Origin of the sequence: Paraburkholderia sp. CNPSo 3272 (assembly GCF_024206495.1) — a bacterium.
GTDB lineage: Bacteria > Pseudomonadota > Gammaproteobacteria > Burkholderiales > Burkholderiaceae > Paraburkholderia.
Genome location: NZ_JAMBPQ010000011.1, coordinates 44,379 through 68,025 on the forward strand (window position 1 = coordinate 44,379; position 23,647 = coordinate 68,025).

The 23,647-nt window shown below is 57.1% G+C and carries 14 protein-coding genes and 2 pseudogenes; 15 read left to right on the forward strand and 1 reads right to left on the reverse strand.

The features are described from left to right. Positions 1 to 3 precede the first annotated feature (3 nt). The 15 genes and pseudogenes from M3I53_RS15870 (at position 4) to M3I53_RS15940 (ending at position 20,685) form a co-directional block, all read left to right on the forward strand. Positions 4 to 792, forward strand: coding sequence for an ABC transporter permease (locus M3I53_RS15870; protein WP_254316861.1), 789 nt, complete (start codon positions 4 to 6; stop codon positions 790 to 792). 108 nt (positions 793 to 900) lie between these two features. Continuing rightward, positions 901 to 1,632 (forward strand): sulfotransferase, encoded by a 732-nt coding sequence (locus M3I53_RS15875; protein ID WP_254316862.1) that lies wholly within the window; start codon positions 901 to 903, stop codon positions 1,630 to 1,632. Between the two features lie 218 nt (positions 1,633 to 1,850). Further along, a complete protein-coding gene (locus M3I53_RS15880; RefSeq protein ID WP_254316863.1) occupies positions 1,851 to 2,441 on the forward strand; it encodes a NodA family N-acyltransferase in 591 nt (196 codons plus the stop codon). A gap of 85 nt (positions 2,442 to 2,526) precedes the next feature. After that, positions 2,527 to 3,156, forward strand: coding sequence for a nodulation methyltransferase NodS (gene nodS / locus M3I53_RS15885; protein WP_254316864.1), 630 nt, complete (start codon positions 2,527 to 2,529; stop codon positions 3,154 to 3,156). A 13-nt stretch (positions 3,157 to 3,169) separates the two neighbouring features. Beyond that, complete coding sequence (gene nodU / locus M3I53_RS15890; RefSeq protein WP_254316865.1) at positions 3,170 to 4,888, forward strand: nodulation protein NodU; 1,719 nt, start codon at positions 3,170 to 3,172, stop codon at positions 4,886 to 4,888. 77 nt (positions 4,889 to 4,965) lie between these two features. After that, the gene (gene cysC / locus M3I53_RS15895) at positions 4,966 to 5,583 is read left to right on the forward strand and encodes an adenylyl-sulfate kinase (protein WP_254316866.1); all 618 of its coding nucleotides are present in this window, start codon (positions 4,966 to 4,968) and stop codon (positions 5,581 to 5,583) included. Positions 5,584 to 5,769: 186 nt separating this feature from the next. Then, entirely contained in the window at positions 5,770 to 7,269 is a 1,500-nt protein-coding gene (locus tag M3I53_RS15900; RefSeq protein ID WP_375541821.1) for an efflux transporter outer membrane subunit, read from the forward strand. A gap of 94 nt (positions 7,270 to 7,363) precedes the next feature. Beyond that, positions 7,364 to 8,515, forward strand: coding sequence for an efflux RND transporter periplasmic adaptor subunit (locus M3I53_RS15905; RefSeq protein WP_254316868.1), 1,152 nt, complete (start codon positions 7,364 to 7,366; stop codon positions 8,513 to 8,515). 11 nt (positions 8,516 to 8,526) lie between these two features. Further along, positions 8,527 to 11,571, forward strand: a complete 3,045-nt coding sequence (locus tag M3I53_RS15910) for an efflux RND transporter permease subunit (protein ID WP_254316869.1) — start codon at positions 8,527 to 8,529, stop codon at positions 11,569 to 11,571. Positions 11,572 to 12,232: 661 nt separating this feature from the next. Next, positions 12,233 to 13,921 (forward strand): NAD(P)/FAD-dependent oxidoreductase, encoded by a 1,689-nt coding sequence (locus tag M3I53_RS15915; RefSeq protein WP_133189702.1) that lies wholly within the window; start codon positions 12,233 to 12,235, stop codon positions 13,919 to 13,921. 23 nt (positions 13,922 to 13,944) lie between these two features. Next, a complete protein-coding gene (locus M3I53_RS15920; protein ID WP_254316870.1) occupies positions 13,945 to 15,297 on the forward strand; it encodes an amidase family protein in 1,353 nt (450 codons plus the stop codon). A gap of 71 nt (positions 15,298 to 15,368) precedes the next feature. Next, positions 15,369 to 16,715 (forward strand): carboxyl transferase domain-containing protein, encoded by a 1,347-nt coding sequence (locus M3I53_RS15925; protein ID WP_254316871.1) that lies wholly within the window; start codon positions 15,369 to 15,371, stop codon positions 16,713 to 16,715. 558 nt (positions 16,716 to 17,273) lie between these two features. Then, a pseudogene (locus tag M3I53_RS15930) lies at positions 17,274 to 18,215 on the forward strand (IS5 family transposase). A 741-nt stretch (positions 18,216 to 18,956) separates the two neighbouring features. Beyond that, on the forward strand, positions 18,957 to 19,811 hold the full coding sequence (locus tag M3I53_RS15935) for a sterol desaturase family protein (RefSeq protein WP_133191099.1): 855 nt from the start codon (positions 18,957 to 18,959) through the stop codon (positions 19,809 to 19,811). Positions 19,812 to 19,917: 106 nt separating this feature from the next. Further along, positions 19,918 to 20,685 (forward strand): glycosyl hydrolase, encoded by a 768-nt coding sequence (locus tag M3I53_RS15940; RefSeq protein ID WP_254316872.1) that lies wholly within the window; start codon positions 19,918 to 19,920, stop codon positions 20,683 to 20,685. A gap of 1,204 nt (positions 20,686 to 21,889) precedes the next feature. Here M3I53_RS15940 and M3I53_RS15945 read toward each other — a convergent pair. Then, positions 21,890 to 23,562: pseudogene (locus tag M3I53_RS15945) on the reverse strand (phage integrase family protein). Positions 23,563 to 23,647: the final 85 nt, after the last annotated feature.

Sequence of the window (23,647 nt, forward strand, 5' to 3'; positions counted from 1 at the left end):
ATAATGCGCGAAGAGTTTATGATTGCCCTACCCGGCAACGCTTGGAACTGGCGCACTGTATGGCGGCGCAATTATCTGGCGTGGAGAAAAGCGGCACTTATCTCCCTTCTCGGCAACCTGGCGGACCCGATGATGTACCTGTTTGGTCTCGGCTTCGGCGTCGGAATAATGATAGGTCACATCGACGGCGCTCCTTACATTGCGTTCCTAGCGGCTGGAATGGTTGCGACAAGCGCCATGACCTCAGCGACTTTTGAAACGATTTACGCTGCCTTCGCTCGCATGCAAGTTCAGCGCATGTGGGAAGCCGTGCTCTGCACCCAACTGACAATTGGCGATGTTATTCTTGGCGAATTGGCATGGGCCGCTACAAAAGCCCTTCTCGCGGGCTCCGCCGTGATGGTGGTTGCGGCGACGCTCGGTTACGCGGCGTTTTCGAGCATCGTATCTGTGATCCCTGTCGTTTTTCTCACTGGCCTCGCTTTCGCGAGCGTGGCAATGGTACTCGTCGCAATCGCGCCGAGTTATGACTATTTCGTTTTCTACCAGACGCTTGTGCTTACGCCCATGTTGTTCCTGAGTGGTGTCGTCTTCCCTGTGCGCCAACTGCCTGCCGCGCTTCAATACCTTGCACAGTTCCTGCCGCTTGCCCACTCCGTTGAATTGATCCGTCCGGCGATGCTTGCACGTCCGGTCGGCGACATGGGGCTGCATCTTTGCGTGCTTTGTGTCTACACAATACTGCCGTTCTTCCTGTCTGCGACACTGGTCCGCCGCCGCCTGATGTCTTGACGCTGACGGCGTTGCGCCTCAGAAGCAGTCTTGTGATAAGCGTCGGACTGGGGGCTACATCCGAACCACCGCTTTCAACCTAATTAAATGCACGCCATGACCCACTTCATGCCGAAAACTCAGCCATTCGTGATTCTCGGGATGCCCAGAACCGGCACTCACTATCTGGAAGAACTGCTGAATGCTCATCCGAACGTTTTGAGCAATGGCGAGTTGCTCAACACCCACGACACCAATTGGCCTGACACCAACCGGTTTAGGTGCAGCAATCGGGAACTTCTCGAACTTGCCTATCTTCGCTATCCGGTCCAAAAGGGAAAGGCGTACGCCACGCATATCGGTTGCAAGATCAATCAGCCGCAATTTCTGGAGCGCCCCGGGTTCTTTGAAGAATTGGCACGGTGGCCATGCCTGAAGGCGATGCTTGTAGTCCGCAGGAATACGCTGGAATCTCTGCGATCCCTGGTGCAAGCGAGACAAAGTGGTGAATGGCTGAAGTACGGTTCGGACAATGGATCAGCTCCGCCTCCGCAGGTCGCGTTGACTATTGAATTATGCGAAGCCTACTTCAAAGCTGCAGACGATTTTCATCGTCAAGTCGTCGACTCTTTTGCGCCAGAGAATCTGCTTTCAATAGACTATGAAAACCTCCTCGATGACCCCGCCCGATGCATGGAAGCGGTGCAGACGTTCCTTGGGACTTCCGTGCATCCCTGCTCTCACAGGACGGCGCTTCAAAGGCAGGAAGTACGGCCTCTGGAGCAAACCGTACTCAACTTCGACGAGTTGAAAGGTCACTTCAGTCGCGGGCACTATGAGAGATTTTTTGAAACAGCGTGAGATGGACTTTCTCGTGATCGCATGACCCATGTTCGCCCATGTTCATTTCCATAGAAACAGCACCAAATCTATCCTTCTAACAAGTCTGCTATCTAAAGATTCATTTTACGATCTTTGCGTTTCCTACTGGCGCAAAATCCAGAATGCGATGCTTCCGCCTTCTGGGCAATCGCACGCCACGGGTTGCGCGTAAACGCAACTGAACAAGGTAACTTTCCATGTCCTCAAAGGTGCAGTGGAAACTGTGCTGGGAGAATGAGCTCCAGCTTTCCGATCATCTCGAATTGGCCCAGTTTTTCCGGATAACGTATGGTCCAACCGGACCGTTCAATGCAAAGCCGTTCGACGGCGGTCGAAGTTGGGCCGGGGCGAGGCCCGAACTCCGCGCCATTGCCTACGATTCGCAAGGTGTGGCGGCGCACATGGGTTCGTTGCGCCGCTTCATCAAGGTTGGCGCAACCGACGTGCTGGTGGCGGAACTGGGTCTGTATGGAGTGCGGCCAGACCTAGAGGGGCTCGGAATCAGCCAATCCATTCGCGCGATGTATCCTGTATTGCAGGAGCTTCGCGTGCCATTCGCATTCGGCACCGTCCGCCATGCTTTGAAGAACCACTTCACCAGGTTATGTCGACATGGAATGGGAACGATCATCTCGGGGGTTCGCGTCCGTTCAACGCTTCCCAACGTTCACCTCGATTTGCCGGCAACACGTGTTGAAGATGTACTGGCGGTGATTATGCCGATTGATAGGGGTATGAGTGAGTGGCCGCACGGGACTGAAATCGAACGCAATGGCCCTGAGCTATGACTCGCCTGCATCTGACCGGACATGCGGTCAGCGCCTCGATCTGTCCTGCAACGAGATTTGAACGCACACTCTCAGGTAAGCTAAATTGAAAAACGTAACGCATTTTGACTTGTTGCGTCGGGAGTTGGACGCGGACGATCCGTGGCAACTGGACAGCAATCCGTTCGAGCATGAGCGTCATATGCACATGCTTCGATTATCGCTCTCTAAAGGTCCCGTTGCCCATGCTCTTGAGGTCGGATGTGCCGGCGGCGCGTTCACAGAGAAATTGGCGCCATACTGTCAGCGGCTCACCGTGATGGATGTGATGCCGCAAGCGCTTGCGAGGACACGCAAGCGGCTAAATTACCCGCCAAACGTGAACTGGATCGTTGCAGACGTCCAGCACTTTTCCAGCGCAGAGCGGTTCGAACTGATCGTAGTCGCGGAGGTTTTCTACTATCTCGCCGACATCGCCGAAGTGCGGGATGCTATCCGCAAACTGGCATGCGTACTCGCGCCTGACGGCCAGTTGATATTCGGTTCAGCGCGTGACGCCAATTGTCGACGCTGGGGACATATTGCTGGTGCTGAAACGGTGCTGAAGATGCTAAACGAACGGTTCACCGAGATTGAGCGAGTCGAGTGCGTCGGCCAGTCGTCCGATGAGGATTGCCTGCTCGCACGCTTCCAGAACGCAGTGCATTTTTCCCATCAATCAGATTTCCCTTGCTAGGGTGAAAGATACCATGCGCATCTGTGGCCTCAAGCTGACACACGACGCAGCAATCGCCGTTGTCGAAGATGGAAAGCTCGTTTTTTGCATCGAACAGGAGAAGCGGGACAACAATCCGAGATATCACGATATACGGAACCTCGATGCAATTGAGACCGCATTAGCCGAGCACGGTCTACGGACTGACGACATCGACGAATTTGTGATCGACGGCTGGGACGGCGAAGTGACGTCGCAGTTTCAGGTGCTGAGCGGCCCCACCCCAATCGTCCTTGAGGGTGCCCCCTATACGGAACGAAAAAACGGCGATCTTCTGGCTTCGGTCGACGGCACCGGGCTGCTGATCGGTGGCAAGTCATATCGGTACACGAGCTACCCTCACGTGTCCGGCCATGTCGCCGCCGCATACTGCACGAGTCCGTTCGCACAACTTGGGCAACCTGCGTTATGCCTGGTGTGGGATGGCGGCATGGTGCCACGGTTGTACCATGTAGGACGCGACGACGTGCGGCTCATTGACCAGCTGTTCCCCATCATCGGTCAAATGTATGCGGCGGCCGGACATCATTTCGGGCCGTACGCAAAGGCGGCGGGTGCGGAGTGGGACCTGGGAGTGGCCGGAAAGCTAATGGCATACATCGCCTTGGGGTCAGTCGACGAAGAAATCGTTGCTATATTTCGCCATCTTTACCTTGAACGCTTTGCAGGCGACACAGAACTTGCGCGAAACTATCGCCAGAATCTCCACCTTCCGAGTACATCGCTCGCAGCGATACGCAATTTCTTCCGCGCATGCGTGCCGGAGCTGCAGGCTAAACCTCCCGAAGACGTACTCGCCTCTTTCCATACCTTCCTCGAGCGCCTACTCGTCCGCGAAATGGAAAAGGCTCTGCGGCGCCATTGTATTCCTGGGCCGCGCAACCTGTGCATATCCGGCGGATGCGGACTCAATATCAAATGGAACAGTGCATTACGCGCAAGTGGCTTGTTCGATGCTACCTGGATTCCGCCCTTTCCGAACGACAGCGGTTCGGCGATCGGCACCGCATGCTGCGCAATAGCCGCGAACGAGGGCTTCATGCCGTTAGAGTGGTCGGTATATAGCGGCCCCGCAATGAAAACGGGCAACCGAGCGGCCGGCTGGTCTGCGTCACCTTGTTCCCTAGCTGAACTTGCACATATTCTCGCCGAAAATAGGCCCGTCGTTTTCCTTGCCGGACGCGCCGAGCTGGGCCCCCGAGCACTTGGGGCGAGAAGTATTCTCGCCGCTGCGACTTCGCCGAGCATGAAGGCTCTTCTCAACGATGTCAAGCATCGGGAATATTTCCGTCCTGTGGCGCCCATATGTCTTGAAGACCGGGCGCCTGCTGTATTTCTCCCAGGCACTCCAGATCCCTACATGCTGTTCGATCATCAAACACGCGACGAATGGCGGGACAGGATACCTGCCGTCGTGCATCTCGATGGTTCTGCGCGATTGCAGACCATTGCAAGGTCATCCGAACACCCTGTAGCGCAGTTGCTAATCGAATACGAGAAGCTCACAGGCCTTCCCTTGCTGTGCAACACCAGCGCCAACCACCTGGGACGAGGCTTTTTCCCCGATGCTGCGTCGGCGTGTGAATGGGGAGGTGTCGAACACGTTTGGTGCAATGGTCTTCTATTCACCAAGACATGCAGAAACGAGATATCGGCGTCAGTCGACGAGCCGAAATCTTTTCGGGTTGCATGAATTGGGATCTTCACCGCAATGCCGCAACAAGTGAGCGCAAGCTCATACCCCGACCGCACCGATCTAAGTAGGCAAGTATGGCGAATGAGCCTTCGACTTCAGAGTTGTATGCGCACGGCTTCCGGGTTCCGCCGGAGGCAAGAGCACGCTTGCTTCGGCAAACACCGGCCATTCTCTGGTTTACCGGCCTATCAGCCGCGGGAAAGTCGGCTATTGCTGACACCGTGGAGGCGCGTCTCCATACAGCCGGCCGACTCACCTACATTCTTGACGGCGACTCCGTCAGGCTCGGTCTATGCAAAGACCTTGGCTTTACCGATGCAGACCGTCACGAGAACGTACGGCGCGTCGCGGAGGTCGCAAAATTATTGGCCGACGCCGGCATCGTAGTGTTGGTATGCCTCATCTCGCCGTTCCGCCGCGATAGGGAACTCGCCCGGTCTACGGCGGGCAGCCATAATTTCGCCGAAATCCATGTTCACGCGAGTTTAGCCGCGGCGGAGGCCCGTGACCCTAAAGGGTTGTATCGGCTGGCAAGGCGCGGCGCAATCCAGCGCTTCACTGGCATCGACTCCCCGTATGAGGAGCCGACAGATCCAGACGTCTTGATTGACACATGTTGTAAGTCCGTCGACGAAGGTGCCGATATGGTCCTGAATTGGCTCCACAGTTCTGACCGTTGCCATCATTCGTGATTGCATACACGCTTCGCAGCAACACCGTTGAACCAGGGGGAGTTCTGCATCCAAATATTGACAACACTCATCGCTCACAAGCCAGGTAGATAGATGAATGACGAGGTCCATTGCAGCTCCGGTCGTGCACGTTTGCGTCCGCAATCTTGCGCGGCAGCTTTTCACTGCACAACAGGCCCGGTTGTCATGCGTGCCGCAGTAATCGCTGGAGTGTTTCCACTGCTCGGCTCGCTGGCCAGCTGCACGGTCGGCCCCGAATACCACCCTCCAGCGCCACCCACGATTCAGCGTTACACACCGACGCCTTTACCTGATCGCACGGCATCGTCGCAGGGCGAAGCGGGACTTGAGCAGCGGTTTGCGGCCGGCGGCGACCTGCCTGCTCAATGGTGGACGCTCTATCGCTGCGAGCCGCTCAACACGCTGATAAGCGAAGCACTTAAACACAGCCCAACGATCGCAGCAGCCAGTGCCGCGCTACGCCGAGCCGCCGAGGATCTGCGCGCACAAGCAGGGAGCGCACTCTACCCATCCGTCGATGCCAAGCCCAACGCTCTACGTGAAAAGCTGAACGGCGCGACGTTGGGGCAGCCCAACGTCAACAAAATACTGACTCTATACAACGCATCAGTAAGTGTTTCGTATGATCTGGATCTGTTTGGTGGTGTTCGGCGCGAGCTCGAATCGCTGGGCGCACAGGTCGATTTTGAGCGCTTTCAGCTGCAAGGCGCCTACCTCGCACTGTCGGCAAACATCGTCACGACTGCCGTCAAGGAAGCGTCGCTGCGTGAGCAGATCAGCGCGACCGAGAACATTGTAGCCGACGAGGAGACGCAGCTTGGCGTTCTGCGCAAGCAATTCGAGTTCGGCGGTGTGGACCGGATTGCCGTGCTCGCGCAAGAGACGCTAGTCGCGCAAACACGGGCGACGCTACCGCTGCTGCGGCAGTCGCTTGATCGGACTCGACACCAGCTTGCCGCGCTTTCGGGCAGATTACCGAGCGAAACAGGTGTGCCCGAATTCACGATGTCGATGTTCACGCTGCCGCAAACCTTGCCGGTCAGTCTGCCTTCCTCGCTGGTCCGGCAGCGGCCGGATATTTTGGCCGCCGATGCCGTGCTGCACCAGGCGAGCGCCGAGGTCGGAGTCGCCACGGCAAACCTCTATCCACAACTCATGCTCTCCGCGAATTACGGCCCGCAGTCTTTAACGCCGGCCGGCATGCTGAAGTATGCCGACATGATCTGGAACATCGGCGCGGGACTCACCCAACCAATATTCCATGGTGGGCAGTTGACCGCAAAGAAAAGGGCGGCGGAAGCCGCATTTGACGAGGCCAACGCGCGATATCGGCAAGTCGTGCTGCTCGCATTCGAAGATGTGGCGGATACATTGCGCGCACTCGATCACGACGCGGCTGCTCTTGCCGCGCAAACCGAAGCCTCGCGCGCGGCTAGCAGTTCACTGGATGTGACGCGCGGACAGTTTCGAGTCGGCGGACTCAGCTATCTGTCGCTGCTCGACGCACAGCGCCAATATCAGCAGGCCGTCGTGAATCTCGCGCAGGCGCAAGCAGCTCGCTATGCAGATACAGCCGCGTTATTCCAGGCACTGGGTGGTAGTTGGTGGAATGACACGGCGTATGACGAGAAGGGGCATGCCAACGCCGGTCTCCGCTCCCAGTGAATGCTCATGACGATTGCTGCGCGCTGCATACGTTTCCCGGGCAGCGCGCTAAAGACGCTCGTGCCTCGAGAGTTTGCCGTGCAAGGACACTACGATGACGACGAAAAGACCAACAGGAAAACGGATGATCATCATGCTGATCTGCGTGGGCAGTCTGCTCGGCACGCTGATCGGCTTCAATCTTTACAAAGCGCATACCATTAAAAAATTCATGATGCGCGATGGCATGGCCGCCGCCACGGTCACGTCAGCTGTGGTCAGCTATCAGACTTGGCAGCCACAGCTTTCCGCCACGGGCAGCCTGCGCGCGGTGCGCGGCGTCGACGTGACGACAGAAGTGGCAGGCCTCGTGCGCGAGATCGAATTCAGTTCCGGAGAGGAGGTGAAAGCTGGACAGGTCCTCCTGCGCCTCAACGACGACTCTGATCGCGCACAGCTCGCATCGCTACAAGCTGCCGCGGACCTTTCGCAAACGGTTTACACGCGCGACAAGGCACAGTATGAGATTCAGGCCATCTCAAAAGCGCAGTTGGATGCCGACACTGCCGAACTGAAGAGCAAACGGGCGCAAGTCGAACAGCAAGCTGCCCTCGTCGCCAAGAAAACCATTCGCGCACCTTTCGCAGGACGCGTGGGGATCACCACCGTTAATCCCGGCCAGTACATCAGCCCGGGGGACGCAATTGTTACCCTGCAAGCCGTCGATCCCATTTACGTCGACTTTCATCTACCCCAGGAGCAACTGGGGCATCTCGAGGCCGGACAGCAAGTCGCCGTAAATACGAGCACATTTGCGAGCCTCAGCTTCGGCGGCCAAGTCCGCGCGATAAATCCGCGCGTGGACAGCACGACGCGCAACGTGCAGATCGAAGCCGTCCTGGACAACCGCGAGCGCAAGCTGTTGCCCGGCATGTACGCGAACGTGAAGATCGATGTAGGTAGCGAGCAGCGCTATCTGACCTTGCCGCAAACCGCGATCGCGCACAATGCGTACGGTGCAACGGTATTCGTCATTAGACCGAGCGAGCACAAAAACGCGCACGGTGAAACGATGCCGGTGGCGCAACAGGTATTCGTGACGCCGGGGCCCACGCGCGGCGATCAGGTGGCGATCCTGAAGGGTCTCGACGAGGGCGCGCAGGTCGTCACGAGCGGTCAGCTCAAGCTACAGAACGGCACACCGCTCGTCATCAATAATCGTGTGCTACCTGCGGACAGCCCTGCTCCGACGCCTCAGGAGCAGTGAGAGGCCGCCCGATGAAATTCACCGACATTTTTCTTAACCGGCCGGTCCTCGCTTCGGTGCTGAGCCTGCTGATCCTCGTACTAGGCTTGCGTTCGCTCTCCACGCTGAAGGTCAGTGAATATCCCCAAACCCAGACGGGCGTAGTCACGCTTACCACTTCCTATTACGGGGCGAGCGCCGACACAATGGCTGGGTTTATCACGCAGCCGCTGGAGGCGGCCATCGCTCAGGTGCAGGGCATTGACTACATGTCGTCGAAAAGCAGCACGGGCGTGTCGACGATCAACGCGACGCTACGCATGAGTTATGATCCGAACCGCGCACTCACCCAGATCAATACACAGTTAGCGTCAGTGCGTAACCAGTTGCCACGCGAGGCCCAGCAGCCGGTGCTGACGATGCAGGTGGGTCAGACCACCGACGCGATGTATATGGGCTTCTACAGCGACGTGCTGCCGCCCAACAATGTCACCGACTATCTGCTGCGCGTCGTGAAGCCGAAGCTCGACTCCATTCAGGGCGTGCAGACCGCGGAGATACTGGGCGGTCGCCAGTTCGCATTGCGCGCATGGCTCGATTCAACCAAGCTCGCAGCGCATAGTGTCACTGCTTCTGATGTCTACACAGCACTCGGCAACAATAACTACCTCGCGACACTCGGCACAACGAAAGGCCAGATGACCAGCGTTAGTCTAAACGCGCGTACCGATGTCCATTCGGTGGAGGACTTTCAGAAACTGGCTGTCAAACAGAAGAACGGAGTGATAGTGCGTCTCGAGGACGTTGCCAATGTCGTGCTAGGCGCGGACAATTACGATTCCAGCGTCGCATTCGGCGGCAAGCGTTCTGTGTTTATCGGAATCAAGGTAGCGCCTGACGCAAACGTGCTCGATGTGGCCAGACGCGTTAAAGCGGTGTTTCCCGATCTGCAAAAGCAGTTCCCGACGGGGATGGCTGGTGATATCGTCTACGACGCGACAGACTTCATCAACAGCGCGATTGATGAAGTAGTGAAGACGCTCGTCGAGGCGTTACTGATTGTCACGGCCGTTATCTTCCTCTTCTTCGGCCGTTTGCGCGCCGTCATCGTACCCGTGGTCGCGATGCCGCTTTCGCTGATTGGCACGTTCTTCATGATGCAGTTGCTCGGTTACTCGATCAATCTGTTGACGTTACTCGCGATGGTGCTCGCGATTGGGCTCGTGGTCGACGATGCGATCATCGTCGTTGAGAATGTCGACCGCCACATGAATGAAGGCAAGCCTCCCATGGAAGCCGCGCTAGCCGCCGCGCGCGAGCTTGGCGGCCCGATTCTGGCAATGACCGCCGTGCTGATCGCCGCATATCTGCCTATCGGCTTTCAGGGCGGCCTGACAGGCGCCCTGTTCACTGAATTTGCGTTCACCCTTGCGAGCGCCGTCGCGGTGTCAGGCGTGATTGCGCTAACCCTGTCGCCGATGATGTGCTCGCGCATTTTCCGGAACGTGCACGAGTCCGGGCGTTTCGCCGTTTTCGTCAATCGACAGCTAGATCGTGTGCATGCCGGCTATGCCCGGCTCTTGCATGCGGCCCTCGACACATCTTCCGTGTTCGTCGTCATGGGAGTTATGCTGCTTTGCGGAACCGTGTATCTCTTTTCGACATCGCAAGCAGAGCTTGCGCCGCAGGAGGACCAAGGCATCGTGCTATCGCTGATCCAGGGGCCGCCTAATGCCACAGTCCAGCAAATGCAGACATACGCCGATCAGGTATTAGAAATGTCAAGGCGCTTGCCCGAGTATGCCCAGATGTTTCAGTTGACCGGCCTGCCGACATTGAATCAGGGCTTCGGCGGCGTGCTCTTCAAGACGTGGGACAAGCGGAAACGAGGCGCAACCGACCTACAACAGGACCTTCAGCAGAGGTGGAATAGCGTTGCTGGTGCTCGTGTCGCCGCGTTCCAGTTCCCGCCTTTGCCGGGCGCACAGGGTTTCCCCGTGCAATTCGTGATCAGCACGACAGAGCCCTTCGAGAATCTCGACGAGGTGACGAAAGCCGTGCTTCAGAAAGCGCGTGAAAGTGGCATGTTTCTCTTTGTCGATAGCGATCTAAGGATCGACGAGCCTGAAGCCGTCGTCACGGTTGACCGCGACAAGATCGCGTCGCTCGGCCTCACGCAAAGCGATGTGGGACAGGCGCTAGGCGCTGCACTCGGCGGTAACTACGCAAACTACTTCTCGATCGCTGGCCACTCATACAAGGTGATTCCGCAAGTCCAGCAAATAGATCGACTGAATCCGTCACAGGTACTCGACTATTACTTGCGCACGCCGGACGACAACATGATTCCGGCGGCGACGGTTGCGTACCTGAAGCAAACGGTCGTCCCCGAATCGATCAATCGGTTCCAGCAACTCAATGCGGCAACGATCTCCGCTGTGATCTCACCTAGCGTCTCCCAGGGCGAAGTTCTCGACTTCCTTCGTAAATCCACGACCGACGCAGCTCCGGCAGGTTACAACACCGACTACGCAGGGCTATCGCGCCAGTTCATGCAAGATTCTGGTAACTTCCTGGTCACGCTCACGTTCGCAACGATTATCGTGTTCCTTGTGCTTTCAGCGCAGTTCGAAAGCTTCCGCGATGCGCTAGTCATTTTGGTATCCGTCCCAATGGCGCTCTTCGGTGCTCTCGTCTTCATCAATACCGGCTTTTCGACGCTCAACATCTATACGCAGGTCGGACTTGTCACGCTCATGGGGCTCGTCAGCAAACATGGGATTCTTATCGTGCAGTTCGCGAACCAGCTTCAGCGCATGGGCCGCGGTAAGCGAGAAGCCTTGGAGGAAGCCGCAGGTGCACGCCTGCGCCCGATCCTCATGACGACGGTCGCCATGGTGCTCGGCGTACTGCCCTTAGTCGTCGCCTCGGGCGCGGGCGCAGCAGGCCGGAACGCAATGGGCCTGGTGATCTTCACCGGACTGTCGATCGGCACTGCGTTCACACTATTCGTCGTACCAGCAATGTATATGTTGCTGGGTGCAAATCATCAAGGGACGCCAAAAGACCAGTCATGAACTGGTTGTCCATCTGTGCAGTAGCGATGTCTTCGCCTATTCCAAATACGCACTCCCCGGCACCCGTGCGTCAGCGTAATTGCCGCGTGAGGACGAGCGATGCGTTGCTTGGCTTTGGATTTCGTGGAGCACGCCTAACCCACCCTTCTGCAGTTAGGGAAGCCAATGCTGGAAGGTCCACTGGTCGTGCTCGTCGAGCGCTATTGAGCTCACAGGCAATGAGGTGGAAAAGAGAACAATGAAGCGTCACACGCTTGCAATGGCACATGGATCAAGGTGCTGGCGTCGTGACCCGACGCAAACGCGCGGGCGCGACGAGGTTTCTGACCCGATGAAAAGTCCATCGTTGTCACCGCCCTTAAGGTTGACCCAGAGCACATTGTCGGATCTCAGGTATAGCACCTCCATTTTCACACTATCGACACAACTATCCATAGCCCGCGTCAGATTGCTAAAGACATCAATTTTACTTGCTTGATTCCGCTACAGGAGATTGCTATCGTCGATTGCATAGACATTCCGGCGCGGCATTTTCTACTGACGAGCAACACGTTATCGGCAACGAATTATAGGATCTCGACTTGTTCTATCGAGATGCGTGCGTCATTCCCGCCATCATCGTCTTTCGCCTCGATGCATTGCCATTACAGGAGAGGAATCCATGAAAAACTACGTCACATCTTCGAAAGTTCCATCGCCGACCGTCGATCTACTGTATGACTATGCTCCGTTTTTGGAGCGGGGCGCATCTGTTGGGGCAATCGGAACGCTTTCCTCGGATATCGCAAGTCCACGCGTTGCTATCGTGGGGGCAGGCGTCAGCGGCCTTGTGGCCGCGAACGAACTGATGCGAGCAGGTGTAGGCGACGTCACTGTGTTTGAAGCTCGCGATCGCATTGGCGGCAGGTTGTGGTCACAGCCGTTTGATTCAGAGCACCCAGATCTCATCGCCGAAATGGGCGCAATGCGGTTTCCTCCAAGTGCGACCGGTCTTTTTCATTACCTTGACCGGTACGATATTCCCACCACAGCATCGTTCCCCGATCCTGGAGTCGTTGATACGGAACTACATTATCGCGGCGTTCGCCATATCTGGCCGGCCGGAAATCCCCCACCGCCTCTATTCAGGCGTGTACACGAAGGCTGGAGAGCTCTCTTGCAGGATGGATGCGTGATCAATGGCACATCTCTCGTCGCGCCGGCCGAAATTACGGCCATGTTGAAATCGCAGCGCTTTAATGAGGCATGCGCCGCGTGGCAAACATGGCTGGATTTATTTCGCGACAGTTCGTTCTATGCCGCCATCGTCACCATTTTCACGGGTCCTTGCCCGCCTGGAGGTACTGCTTGGGAAAGGCCGTACGACTTCGAGCTATTTGGATCTCTTGGGATTGGCTCGGGTGGTTTTCTCTCCGTCTATCAGGCCGGATTCACCGAAATTTTGCGTCTCGTCATTAACGGTTACATGGACGATCAACGCCTCATCTCGTGCGGAATTTCAACGTTGGCTGAACGTATTGCAAACGAGAATATTTATGGAAGCACCGTCGCCGAACGGGTTCGCTTCAGCGGCGTCGGTCGCATCTACAAAGAAGGTGCAGAGATCAAGCTCGTGACCGACAATAACGAAATTGCGACCTTTGACCGGGTGATCGTCACCAGCAACAACAGGGCGATGCAGATGGTTCATTGCTTGACAGATGACGAAACGTTTCTCAGCCGCGACGTTTCCAGAGCAGTCAGAGAAACTCACCTGACTGGATCGTCAAAGCTCTTCATGCTCACCCGAGACAAGTTCTGGATAAACAAGAAACTGCCCGTCACCATCCAGTCTGACAGCTTCGCACGAGGCGTATACTGCCTTGATTACGAACCTCACAATCCAGATGGTCGGGGTGTGGTTTTGCTCAGCTACACTTGGGAGGACGACGCTCACAAGTTGCTGAGTGTTTCAGACAAAAAGGAGCGGTGCGAGTGCTTCGTCGACGACCTGTCTACCTTCCATCCAGAACTTGCGCGTCACCTCGTCCCTGCAGATGAGGACTATGAACGCTGCGTCCTCCATCATGACTGGCTGACAGATCCGCATTCGTCCGGCGCCTTCAAGCTCAACTACCCAGGTGAGGATGTCTATTCGCAGCGTCTGTTTTTTCAATTCCAGACGGCAAACGATCCAGCAAGCGATACAGGGCTCTACTTGGCAGGATGCGGCTGTTCTTTCACCGGTGGGTGGATTGAGGGAGCCGTGCAGACAGCGATCAACAGCGCATGCGCCGTTATACGTAGCGTCGGGGGTGATCTTTTACCTGGCAACCCTCTTGACGATATACGCAGTGCCTACTGCTACTAATATCGCACTCCCCGACCTCCCACGTGCAAAATTTCATGCATTTTCAAAACACTCTTGAATCGCTTTGCGACGTCATAATGTCTGGAACAGTTACAGCGGAAGAGATCCGGGATCGCGCACTGAACGCCGAAGCTAACCAGACACATCTAAACTGTTTCATACGTGCTCGCAGCCCGGAGGCGCACTTCGCGAGAGCGAGGGACAATCTGAGAGGCGCGCCACTCTACGGCATTCCTTTTTCTACAAAGGACAATATCTGCGTCAAGGGACTCCCTGTAACCGCCGGGACACCGGGCATGGAAGATTGTATAGCCACACGCGACGCACTTGTGGTCAGAAAGCTCAAATCCCTCGGCGCCGTCGTCGCCGGCAAGAACAACATGCATGAACTGAGCTTTGGAATCACGTCCGTCAATCCCCATTGGGGAACCGTGGGCAATCCGGCGGCTCCGGGCCATTTGGCCGGCGGAAGCAGCGGCGGCTGCGCCGCAGCTGTGGCAGCGGGTATTGTCCCGATGGCGATTGGAACCGACACTGGCGGCTCGGTGAGGATACCTGCGGCCTTTTGCGGCATAGCGGGTTTCAGACCAACAAGTGGCCGTTGGTCTTCAGCCGGAATCATTCCGGTTTCACGCACCAAGGATTCACCGGGCCTCCTGACGCGAACGGCAAAAGACGCTTTGTTTCTATACGACTTGCTGAGCTCCGATAGCCAAATCCCGTCAAAACAAACAAATACTCGCTGTCGAATCGGTCTTCCACGCTCCATGTGGGACGACTTGGATGATGATGTTCGGATGCATTGCTGGCAGGCGATCAGGCGTCTCACTCGCGCAGGCTTTCAGTGCGTCGACCTCGATGACGCGGTTGTTTCCGAATTAAATAAGTTCGGCACTTTTACTATTCCAGTCTACGAATTTTTTACGGACTTTCCGCGCGCACTGCTCTCGTTTGGATGGGGAAGTAGGGTTAATGCTGTGTTCGACAACATCCATGACAAGTGCGTGAGGAGCATCATTCACCAACACCTTGACGGAAGTCTGATCTCCGCGAAAGACTATACCGCCGCAGTACAGAACATTAACGCTTTGCGGCTACAAATGAATGCGCTGCTCAACGCCCAAGGGATCGATTTTCTCGCTTATCCCACTGTCCCGCGCAGCACTCCTCACGTTAGCGATGCACAGCGTCCAGGACTGTTCGCAGACGTAATACGCAACACCGACCTCGCCAGCAATGTCGCAATGCCCTCCATTACCTTGCCTGTGGCGCCGAACGATGCATTACCCGTGGGAATAAGCCTTGATGCCGCACGCGGCCAAGACCGCCGGCTCCTCCTGATGGCAGCCGCTGTGGAAGAGATTCTTGCTTCGTAGCGTACGCGACTTTCAGCCGCGCTGGCGCTGGACTTCCAAACGCTCACGCACTGCTCGGAGGTAAGCAATCCATGCAGATTTCGTCGCAAAGAATAAGCATGCTTTTTGACGCGGGTAGCTTTGTGGACCATTATCCAAGAGCGGACGCCCACTTCCTCTGCGGCGAGGGACTAATCAATTCGGTCAAGTCGTTTCTGGTCATGAATCGTGGACAAGACTGTATGTTCAAGGGAGCCGGACAATGGCGTACCGCCGAGCAAATCATAAGCACAGTGAATCAGGCCCGGGACCAGCGGGCTCCGTTGATCTACATTCAGGATCATCCGGGAGAGGTGGGCAGTTTCGATACAACGAAAGTAATCTCGTCGGATATGTCGAGATTGCTTTTGTCTCCAGCAGGCATGGGCAGGGTCAGCGCGTCGCTTGCAGACTTCGCAGAAGCCAATCTGCTGATCTCAGCAATACTAGGACCGACGTCAGGCCCGTTGGCTCTTCCGATTATGCTCGCCGATCTGGTGTTGATGACTGAGAAAGGGGCTCTATGTATGGGCCGTCCGGATATGGTGAAGGCGATGCTGGCTGAGCAGTCAGATCTGTATTCGCTTGGCGGAACAGACGTTCACTGCAGGGGCTCGGGGTCAGTTCAGCTCGCGTTCAAAGATGAACGCCGTTTATTTGAATGCGTAAGAGATTTTCTACGCTGCCTTGTCAAAGACACAGCGCTTGAATATGAGGAACCCGACGCAGTCGATTTTGAAAATCTGATTCCATCCAATCACCGCACCCCCTACGACATGCATCATTTGCTGCTCTCTTTTGTCGACAAAGGCAGCTTCACTGAAACAAACGCCGAATACGCGCGAGAAGCACTGACGGGCTATGCGCGCATTAAGGGACATTTCGCGGCAATCGTGGCAAACAACCCGCGATTCAACAGCGGCGCCATCCACCGGAAATCCGCGGCCAAGATGGCAAAGATGATAAACATTGCTGCAAAGACCAGCATGCCAATCATCTTCCTTGCCGACGTTCCCGGGTTCATGATAGGCAGGGAAGCTGAAAATAGCGGCATATTTTTGGCAGCAGCGGAGTTGTTCAGAGCACATGTCAGATGCAACGTACCTAAGCTACTCCTTGTCGTCCGAAAAGCCTACACCGGCGGCGTGTATGCGATGAGCGGCCCCGGATTCGATCCAATAGCCGTGCTGGCGTATCCCCAGGCGCACATCGGCGTTTTTAGCGCGGACACGATGAGCAAAGTGATGTCTGGTGCTGAAGGCGCTATTAAAGACACTATGCGAAAGCTATCGGACGAGATCCAGAATCCAAATCTCTTGAAGGCTGATGGCCTGATTACAGACGTAATAGAAATCGAAGAAACTAGACAACAGGTTGTCAGATATCTGTTTCCGACGTGACACGGTCTGTTCCTCACGGAAGATTTGAGCGTACGGCCGCGCCCAATGGCGCCTCGAAGAGGACCATTTTGCACCATCAAAAGCCCTCAGGAAGTTTGAGCAAAATCGAGGCTCTGACGATGCGCAATCAGCCATACCTGATCGTTTACCTCTACATAGAACCGGACTGCCGCCGCAGAATTTGGAAGAAGGTCGCAGAAACTCAGGTGCTCACGTGAAGTTGCGCGCCTGCGCCTTACTGCCATCGCGACGTTCCACGTACGTTGCCATGCCCGAGTTCCTGCATCGTGTCGGTAATTTGCGCGCATGTCCCTGTTTCACCCGATCGTCTGTCGGGGACAACGTGGCGAAGACCGTCGCGCGTGCCAGCGAATTTGCTATCAGCCGCTAATCGTCGGCGTTGTCAGTCCAGCACCGGGACTTCTGACATTACCGCCTCGAGTGGCGTTGTTGCATAAATCTGGCCGCGACATGCTGACGTTTACGCGCAACACCGTACGGGCGTGGCTCTGATAACAGTTCGGTTTCCTGCGTACATTCTCGATTTTTGCCGAGAAGATGCGCAAGGACACGACCAGCAAGCAATCGAGTTCGAAAGCCGAATACCGCGTCAAGAACTGGGCGCAGTACAACGCTGGCCTCATTGCTCGAGGGGACGTGACGGTTTAGATCGACCCAAGCCTGTTCGCGGCGCCCCCCCGAGCTGGACGTACGTGCCCGTGGCCGCCCCTGCGTCTACCCGGATGCGCTCGTGCAGATGTTGCTCGGCCTCAAGCAGGTCTTTCGCCTGCCATTGCGCGCACTCCAAGGGTTCGCGCTCAGCCTGGGCAGCTTGCCTTCCCCGGCTTGCCGGTGCCGCCGCGCGCAGACCCTGAAGGTCGCGCTGCCAGTGCTGCACACCGGCGAGCCGTTGCACCTCGTCGTCGATAGTACTGGACTGAAGGTCTACGGCGAAGGCGAGTGGAAGGTCCGTAAACACGGCTGGTCCAAGCGCCGCACCTGGCGCAAGGTCCATCTGACGATGGACGCGAACACCGGCCAGATTTGCGCCGCGCTGATGACGCATCAGGACGAGGGAGATGGCGAAGTGCTGCCCGATTTGCTCGACCAGATTCCCGCTGACGTGGCGATCGACACCGCTGGTGGCGACGGCGCCTACAACACCAGGCCGTGCCACGCGCAGATTGCCGCGCGCGCCGCTACGCCGTCTATTCCACCACGCGAGGGCGCAATGCCCTGGCCTGACAGCACGCCCGGTGCGGCGTGGCGCAATGCGGCCATCGATGCAATCGCCCAGAGCAGCAGGAGCGAATGGAAGCAAGAGAGCGGCTACCACCGGCGCTCGCTTGCAGAGACCCTGATGTACCGCCTCAAGATACTCACGGGCCCCTGCCTGTGGGCGCGCGCGATCGGCTCCCAGGCGACCGAGGTATCGATTCGTGCAGGCGTGCTCAACCGCATGGCGGCGCTCGCCGCCCGCAGTCCGTTCGTATCGCCTGAGGTTGAAAACATGGAGGCCACTTCGTCCCTATGCTCGATTTATGCAACAACGCCGCCTCGAGTACACCACTTAACTGGTCCCATAGAGGACGCCTTACAAACGATCGTCGGTTCTTTCGTACCTCGCCATCCGCTCAATTTATGATGTAGGACTATATCGGTGCGGCAGCCAGGAAAATCAAATCGTTAAATGCCAGCTGTCGTTTCTCGCGTGTCCCAGTGCCCAGATGTCCCTGAGAGACGAACTCGCCGCTGTGGGTTTCGTGCCACGCCAACCCCACTGTGGCGGTATAGGAATGACGGTCGACCGCGATCAGATTGCCGTCGTGTCGTAGAAGAGCAGGGTCGGTGAACAGTGTGGCAATCAACTCTTGCAACAAATCCGTTGTGGCTGAATGCCGCCAGTACTTACGACTGAGGTGCAAACGGCATTTAGAACGCGGATGCCTCCGATCCAAACAATCAATTTTCACAATGGCGCGAAGCGATGCATACTAGAACCTGCTGTGTAGTCGTCACTGTTATGGTTTGAAGTACTACGGTCCTGATGTTGCTTGACCTGCCAGGTGCAACCCGTGCACTACCGCCCGCACTTCCAATTGCATGCCGAGCCGGCATTTATAGGATACGCTGGGCCAAATAGTTTCGGACCTGTGAACCGACAGCTGTCAGGCCGCTGGCTGGCCAGTACCACTTTTACCTAGGCTCGCGCATAGAGCGCCGATTCGCCGGAGCAAATGAATGCACGTTGTCGATATTGATCAGATGGCCCTGTTCTTCGTGAACTCATTTGAGCTCGTGATGGTCTTCGCTAACGTCTGCGTCGTACTCGAGCTGATCTTCCCGGCCTACCGCTACAGTTTTTCGTCATACATTCGGGGCGTGCGGAACTGGATAATCCGCATCGGTTGTGGTGCATTAATCTGGCACCTTTACGCTATGGGGCTGCAATGGCTAGGGGTGAAACCACTCCTGACAGTGGATTTTGGGGCGTTGCTCCATTCCGGCAACACGATCGCCGGGGTGTTTATGGCGGTTTTTTCTGGCGTTCTGGTTGCAATTGCCGGCGACTTCTTTTACTACTGGATGCACCGCGCGCAGCACGCAATTCCGTTCCTGTGGCGCTTGCATGCGACTCATCACTCGATCCGCGAGTTGACTGCATGGAACTGTAATCATCACATTTCCGAACCGATTGTTTACGCGATGTTTGTAGCACTGCCACTCGCGCTAATCCACTTCAAGTCCGGTGTCGTGCCCGCGGTTGCCATGACGCTAATTAGCTTTCAGGCGCATCTTTCTCACTCCAGCACGCGTGTGAATCTCGGGCCGCTCCGATACATCATCGGCGATAACCAGTTTCACCGCATTCACCACTCAATGGAATCGCATCACCGGCACCAAAACTATGGATTCTTCACCACCATCTGGGACACAGTTTTTCGCACTGCATACTGGCCGGAAAAAGAGGAATGGCCGGAAGTGGGTCTTCGCAACCAACCGGAACCGCATACGGTTCGCGACTACGTTCTGTTCCCGTTTGACCAACGCCGCTGGTTCCGACCGGCAATCAAAAGTGGCAAAGGGAATGAATGAATGACAGTTCGGCAATGTTACGGCTCATATCGCCGCTAAAAGCCAAGGGAGACCAATCTCGACTGACATCATCGACCCTATAGGAGACAGCAACCTTATGCAGCGAATGCCATTCCTCGCCGGCTGTGCCGCCACAGCTTTGATGGTTTGCAGTGCAGAAGCACAGGCCGAGGCCTGGTCTGCAACTTCGCCCGAAGCCTCGTCCTGCTATCCGTCCGATCTCCTTTTTGCTTCCAGCTCCTACGGAAGCTACACGTTCAACAATGACGTCTGGTCGCCCTGCCAAGGTGTCGCTGCAGGCAAGCAGACGATCTGGGCCAACAGCAACCTTGACTGGGGCGTCTCTTCAAATCAACCCGACACCGGCCACATCAAGTCCTATCCACACATCGGATATACGGTCAACAAGTCCCTCAGTTCGCTTAAGTCGCTGACTGCTGTCGTCTCAGCGATCACCCCTTCTAGCGGCGCTTGGGAATCGACCTTCGATATCTGGGCCGGAAACAACGCGCATGAAATCATGATCTGGCTCAACTATACCGGATCCCCTGATGGCTGCGGCAACGTAAAACCGATTTCCGCGAACTGGACGTTTTCCGGCTGCGCGATCCCAATTCAGAAAGATGTCCAGCTGTCGGGCGCTTACTGGAATGTCTACGTGGGCAGCAATAGCAGTAACACGGTCTATTCGTTTCTTCGCACAAAAAAGACCGACCACACCACGCTCGACGTGCTGGCATTCATGAATTACCTCAAGTCGCGGAATTATTTCGATGATGTCGTGCTCGGCGATGTTCAGTACGGCTTCGAGATAACGTCGTCGCCTGGCGGTCTGCCTTTCGCGTCCAAAAACTTCTCCATCACCGCGGAGTGATATCGGCGCCTCCCGTCCTCGCCTGTATATTTATATCCGCTGGTAATGCAGAATTCTCGGAACCGGTCAGCCGGGATGACCGTCGTTCTTCCCAACAGCGAAAATTTGATTGACGTCAAGCGATCCGTGCGGTGGCGCAGGAGCAGGGTAAGCGACTCGTGCCGGCCGTTATAGACGGCGGCTGAGGGCGACATCGAAGTGATGCCCATCATTTCCAATCTGATGGGCATCACTTTGACACAGTCTGCGGAGAAGAAGCCGGGTGTTGCGGCTCACATTTTCTGCTAACGGTGTTCACAGAAGCGCTAAAGTGCCCACTAATTCGGCTAGCGCGCCTTGCGGGGATAACGATTTATCGCTTGAAGAGCGGTAGCGAAGTTGGCCGCATTGCGTAATACAGGGTGAAAGTGGTGCCCGAGAGCGTCACGGCCACATGTATCCATTGGCCGTTCTGCAGCGGCGCCTAGCCGTCGACCGGACGCTCGTTTGCGACCAGTTGAGCGTGAGCGAGAAACGCACCGTGCCACCACCGCTGTTACGGGTGAGCATCATGTAACGACGACCGGTGCACTGCACGCGCGCCCATTTGTTTCGTGCTGCTTAGAGCAGGGTCGGCCGGGATTCGCGAATATCTGAAGCTTCAGATATTAACGATTACCCACACCGCCAAATTAGGCGAAACGACGGCCGGGGAGCCGTCTGGAACATGAGACCCCGGCCGTTGCGGTGCGCATAATCAGAGGGTTTCGAGGAAGGCCATGACCTTGTCGGTTGCGTGAAAACGCGGCGTCCGCTGCCCGACAGGCTGCAAGCGACCTAGCGCTTCCTCCTTGTGCGCAAGATTGGACTCCATGTAGATGTGCGTCGTGTCGATGCTTTCATGGCCCAGCCAGAATGCGATGACACTGATGTCAACGCCAGCCTCTCCTTGCCGGCCACCATGGTCGGTAGGAAAAGTTCAGGGCATTATGCGAACCATTGCCACACAACTCAGCCCGAGCGATCCCGCCTGAACACGGCGGTGTCGCCATCGTCTACATGGCGCTTCGCCTAATTTGCCGGTGTGGGTAATCGCGAAATTTTCGCCAAAATAATCTTAGCTCGATGATTTTGCGGAGAAATTCTGATTTTTTGTCGGTTTGGTTGAGCAGTGTTCAGCCCACAGACACTATCATTGTCCCAGCGTCGTCGGTCTGCAGTCGGTCTACCGCTTGCGTGCCTCGAACGCATGATCAAACTGCCGGGCCCACTGCACTTCATCGCTGTGCAAGTAGGTCGACGTCTTCGAAATCGACGCATGGCGCAAATTATCGCGCACCATGATCAGCTCAGCACCCCGTGCCAGCGCGTGCGACGCGTGCGTGTGACGCATCCAATGCGGGCTTGCGCGGCGCAGCTTGTCGGCAGTCGCTGACCGTTCGTCCTGGATCGCGTCGGCCACCACAATGAAGAATCGTCTCAGCACACGCCAGAGCCGTTTTAGTTCGATGCCTGCGCCGTCCTCCTCAAGGCTCGCGACGAGCGGCGTCGCCGGGTTCCAGCGCGCGGGCGTAACCGGCAGCCCACGCTGCACGAGAAATTGATCCAGCGCGGCTCGGGCGAGCGACGGCAACGCAACCTTACCGCGCTTGCCCCCTTGCCGAGCACGTGCAGCCAGTGATCGCCGTGCTCATCTCGACGGATATCGGCGAGCGTCGCGCCGACCAGTTCACTCGCGCGCAGGCCAGTTGCATAGCCAAAGTCCAGCAGAAACCGCACGCGCTGGGCGGCCGGCACGCTCCAGCCGTAGGACCATTCGAGGCCGTCAGCAACGGTGCGGATGAGCAGCGACTCGCCCTCGGAGAAACCGCGCGACACGTCCAATCCCGCACGCGGCGCGTCACTCTTGACCTTGACGCCGGCGAACGGATTCGCCAGCACGTAGCGCTGCTCGACCAGCCAGCGAAATAGCGCCGACAGGACATTCAGTGCGTACGCCGCTGATCGGGGCGAGAGCGCGCCGATGAAAGGTCGCCATTCAACACTGTGGCGTGGCCGCGACGGCCCGACCCAACGCTCGCGCGGCGTGGGCCGGCGCAGGAATGCCCGGTACGCGATCGCGTCGTCAGTGGTGAGCGACGACAACGCTCGGCCTCGCTCGATGATCCCCCACAGGATCAGGCGCTCTGCTTCCTTGCGGTAGGCGCGCTGCGAGGTGGCCGAGTCGTGCAGCGAGAGCCAGGATTGGATCGCCTCGTAGTCGTTGGATGCATTCAGCAGGCAAGCAGCCCTTGGTGCGCGGAACTGTCCATGCGAGCCGTCGACTTCGTGCGGCACACGCAACTGCTCCCACGCCACGACGTCGCCGGCCGGTGCCACGACGATCAACGCCCGCGCCCGTTCGGTCAGTGCCGGATGGGCGGCAAAAAACGCCTCCACGCGACGCGCGCCGGCGACGCCGAGTCCGTCGATCGCGATCCACCAGCGGCGCCGGCGCGGAATCCGCACGGTCAGATCGGCCAGCGTCCGGAGGCCGTGCGCCTGCAGCGCGCCCACCACGCGCGGCGGCAACCACTGGTCGATCTCGTCGGCAATGTGCGGCACCGGTGCTGGCAGGCTGCGCAATGTCTCAATAGCGCGTGCGACGATGTCGGCCGACGCGGCGGATCGCTCGCCGAATGTTTCACCCAGGTCAGCCCGGTGACGGCTCGTCGCGAACGCGACCAGAGTGCGCCGAATGCGGCCGAGCACGCCGCGCGCCGACGCCCCGGGCGCCTTGCGGTCGCCCAGATAGCGCGCGACGGCCGCTCGAGGGTCGAACCTGGCATACCAGGCGCGCAGCGCAGCCAGTTCAGCGTCGCTGGGGAAGGCGATGGGGGCTATCTCACGCGTTTTCATGCCTGCCAGTTTAGATTCAGAACAAGATTGGACAGATAAAGCAGAGATTTTTTTGGTTGGCGATCGCGGCCACTTACGCGTGAAC

Coding starts and splice junctions, on each gene's coding strand:
- cysC (WP_254316866.1), top strand. CDS start 4,966: ATGGCGAATGAGCCTTCGACTTCAGAGTTGTATGCGCACGGCTTCCGG.
- M3I53_RS15900 (WP_375541821.1), top strand. CDS start 5,770: ATGCGTGCCGCAGTAATCGCTGGAGTGTTTCCACTGCTCGGCTCGCTG.
- M3I53_RS15880 (WP_254316863.1), top strand. CDS start 1,851: ATGTCCTCAAAGGTGCAGTGGAAACTGTGCTGGGAGAATGAGCTCCAG.
- nodU (WP_254316865.1), top strand. CDS start 3,170: ATGCGCATCTGTGGCCTCAAGCTGACACACGACGCAGCAATCGCCGTT.
- M3I53_RS15905 (WP_254316868.1), top strand. CDS start 7,364: ATGACGACGAAAAGACCAACAGGAAAACGGATGATCATCATGCTGATC.
- M3I53_RS15935 (WP_133191099.1), top strand. CDS start 18,957: ATGCACGTTGTCGATATTGATCAGATGGCCCTGTTCTTCGTGAACTCA.
- M3I53_RS15875 (WP_254316862.1), top strand. CDS start 901: ATGCCGAAAACTCAGCCATTCGTGATTCTCGGGATGCCCAGAACCGGC.
- M3I53_RS15940 (WP_254316872.1), top strand. CDS start 19,918: ATGCCATTCCTCGCCGGCTGTGCCGCCACAGCTTTGATGGTTTGCAGT.
- M3I53_RS15870 (WP_254316861.1), top strand. CDS start 4: ATGCGCGAAGAGTTTATGATTGCCCTACCCGGCAACGCTTGGAACTGG.
- M3I53_RS15915 (WP_133189702.1), top strand. CDS start 12,233: ATGAAAAACTACGTCACATCTTCGAAAGTTCCATCGCCGACCGTCGAT.
- M3I53_RS15910 (WP_254316869.1), top strand. CDS start 8,527: ATGAAATTCACCGACATTTTTCTTAACCGGCCGGTCCTCGCTTCGGTG.
- M3I53_RS15925 (WP_254316871.1), top strand. CDS start 15,369: ATGCAGATTTCGTCGCAAAGAATAAGCATGCTTTTTGACGCGGGTAGC.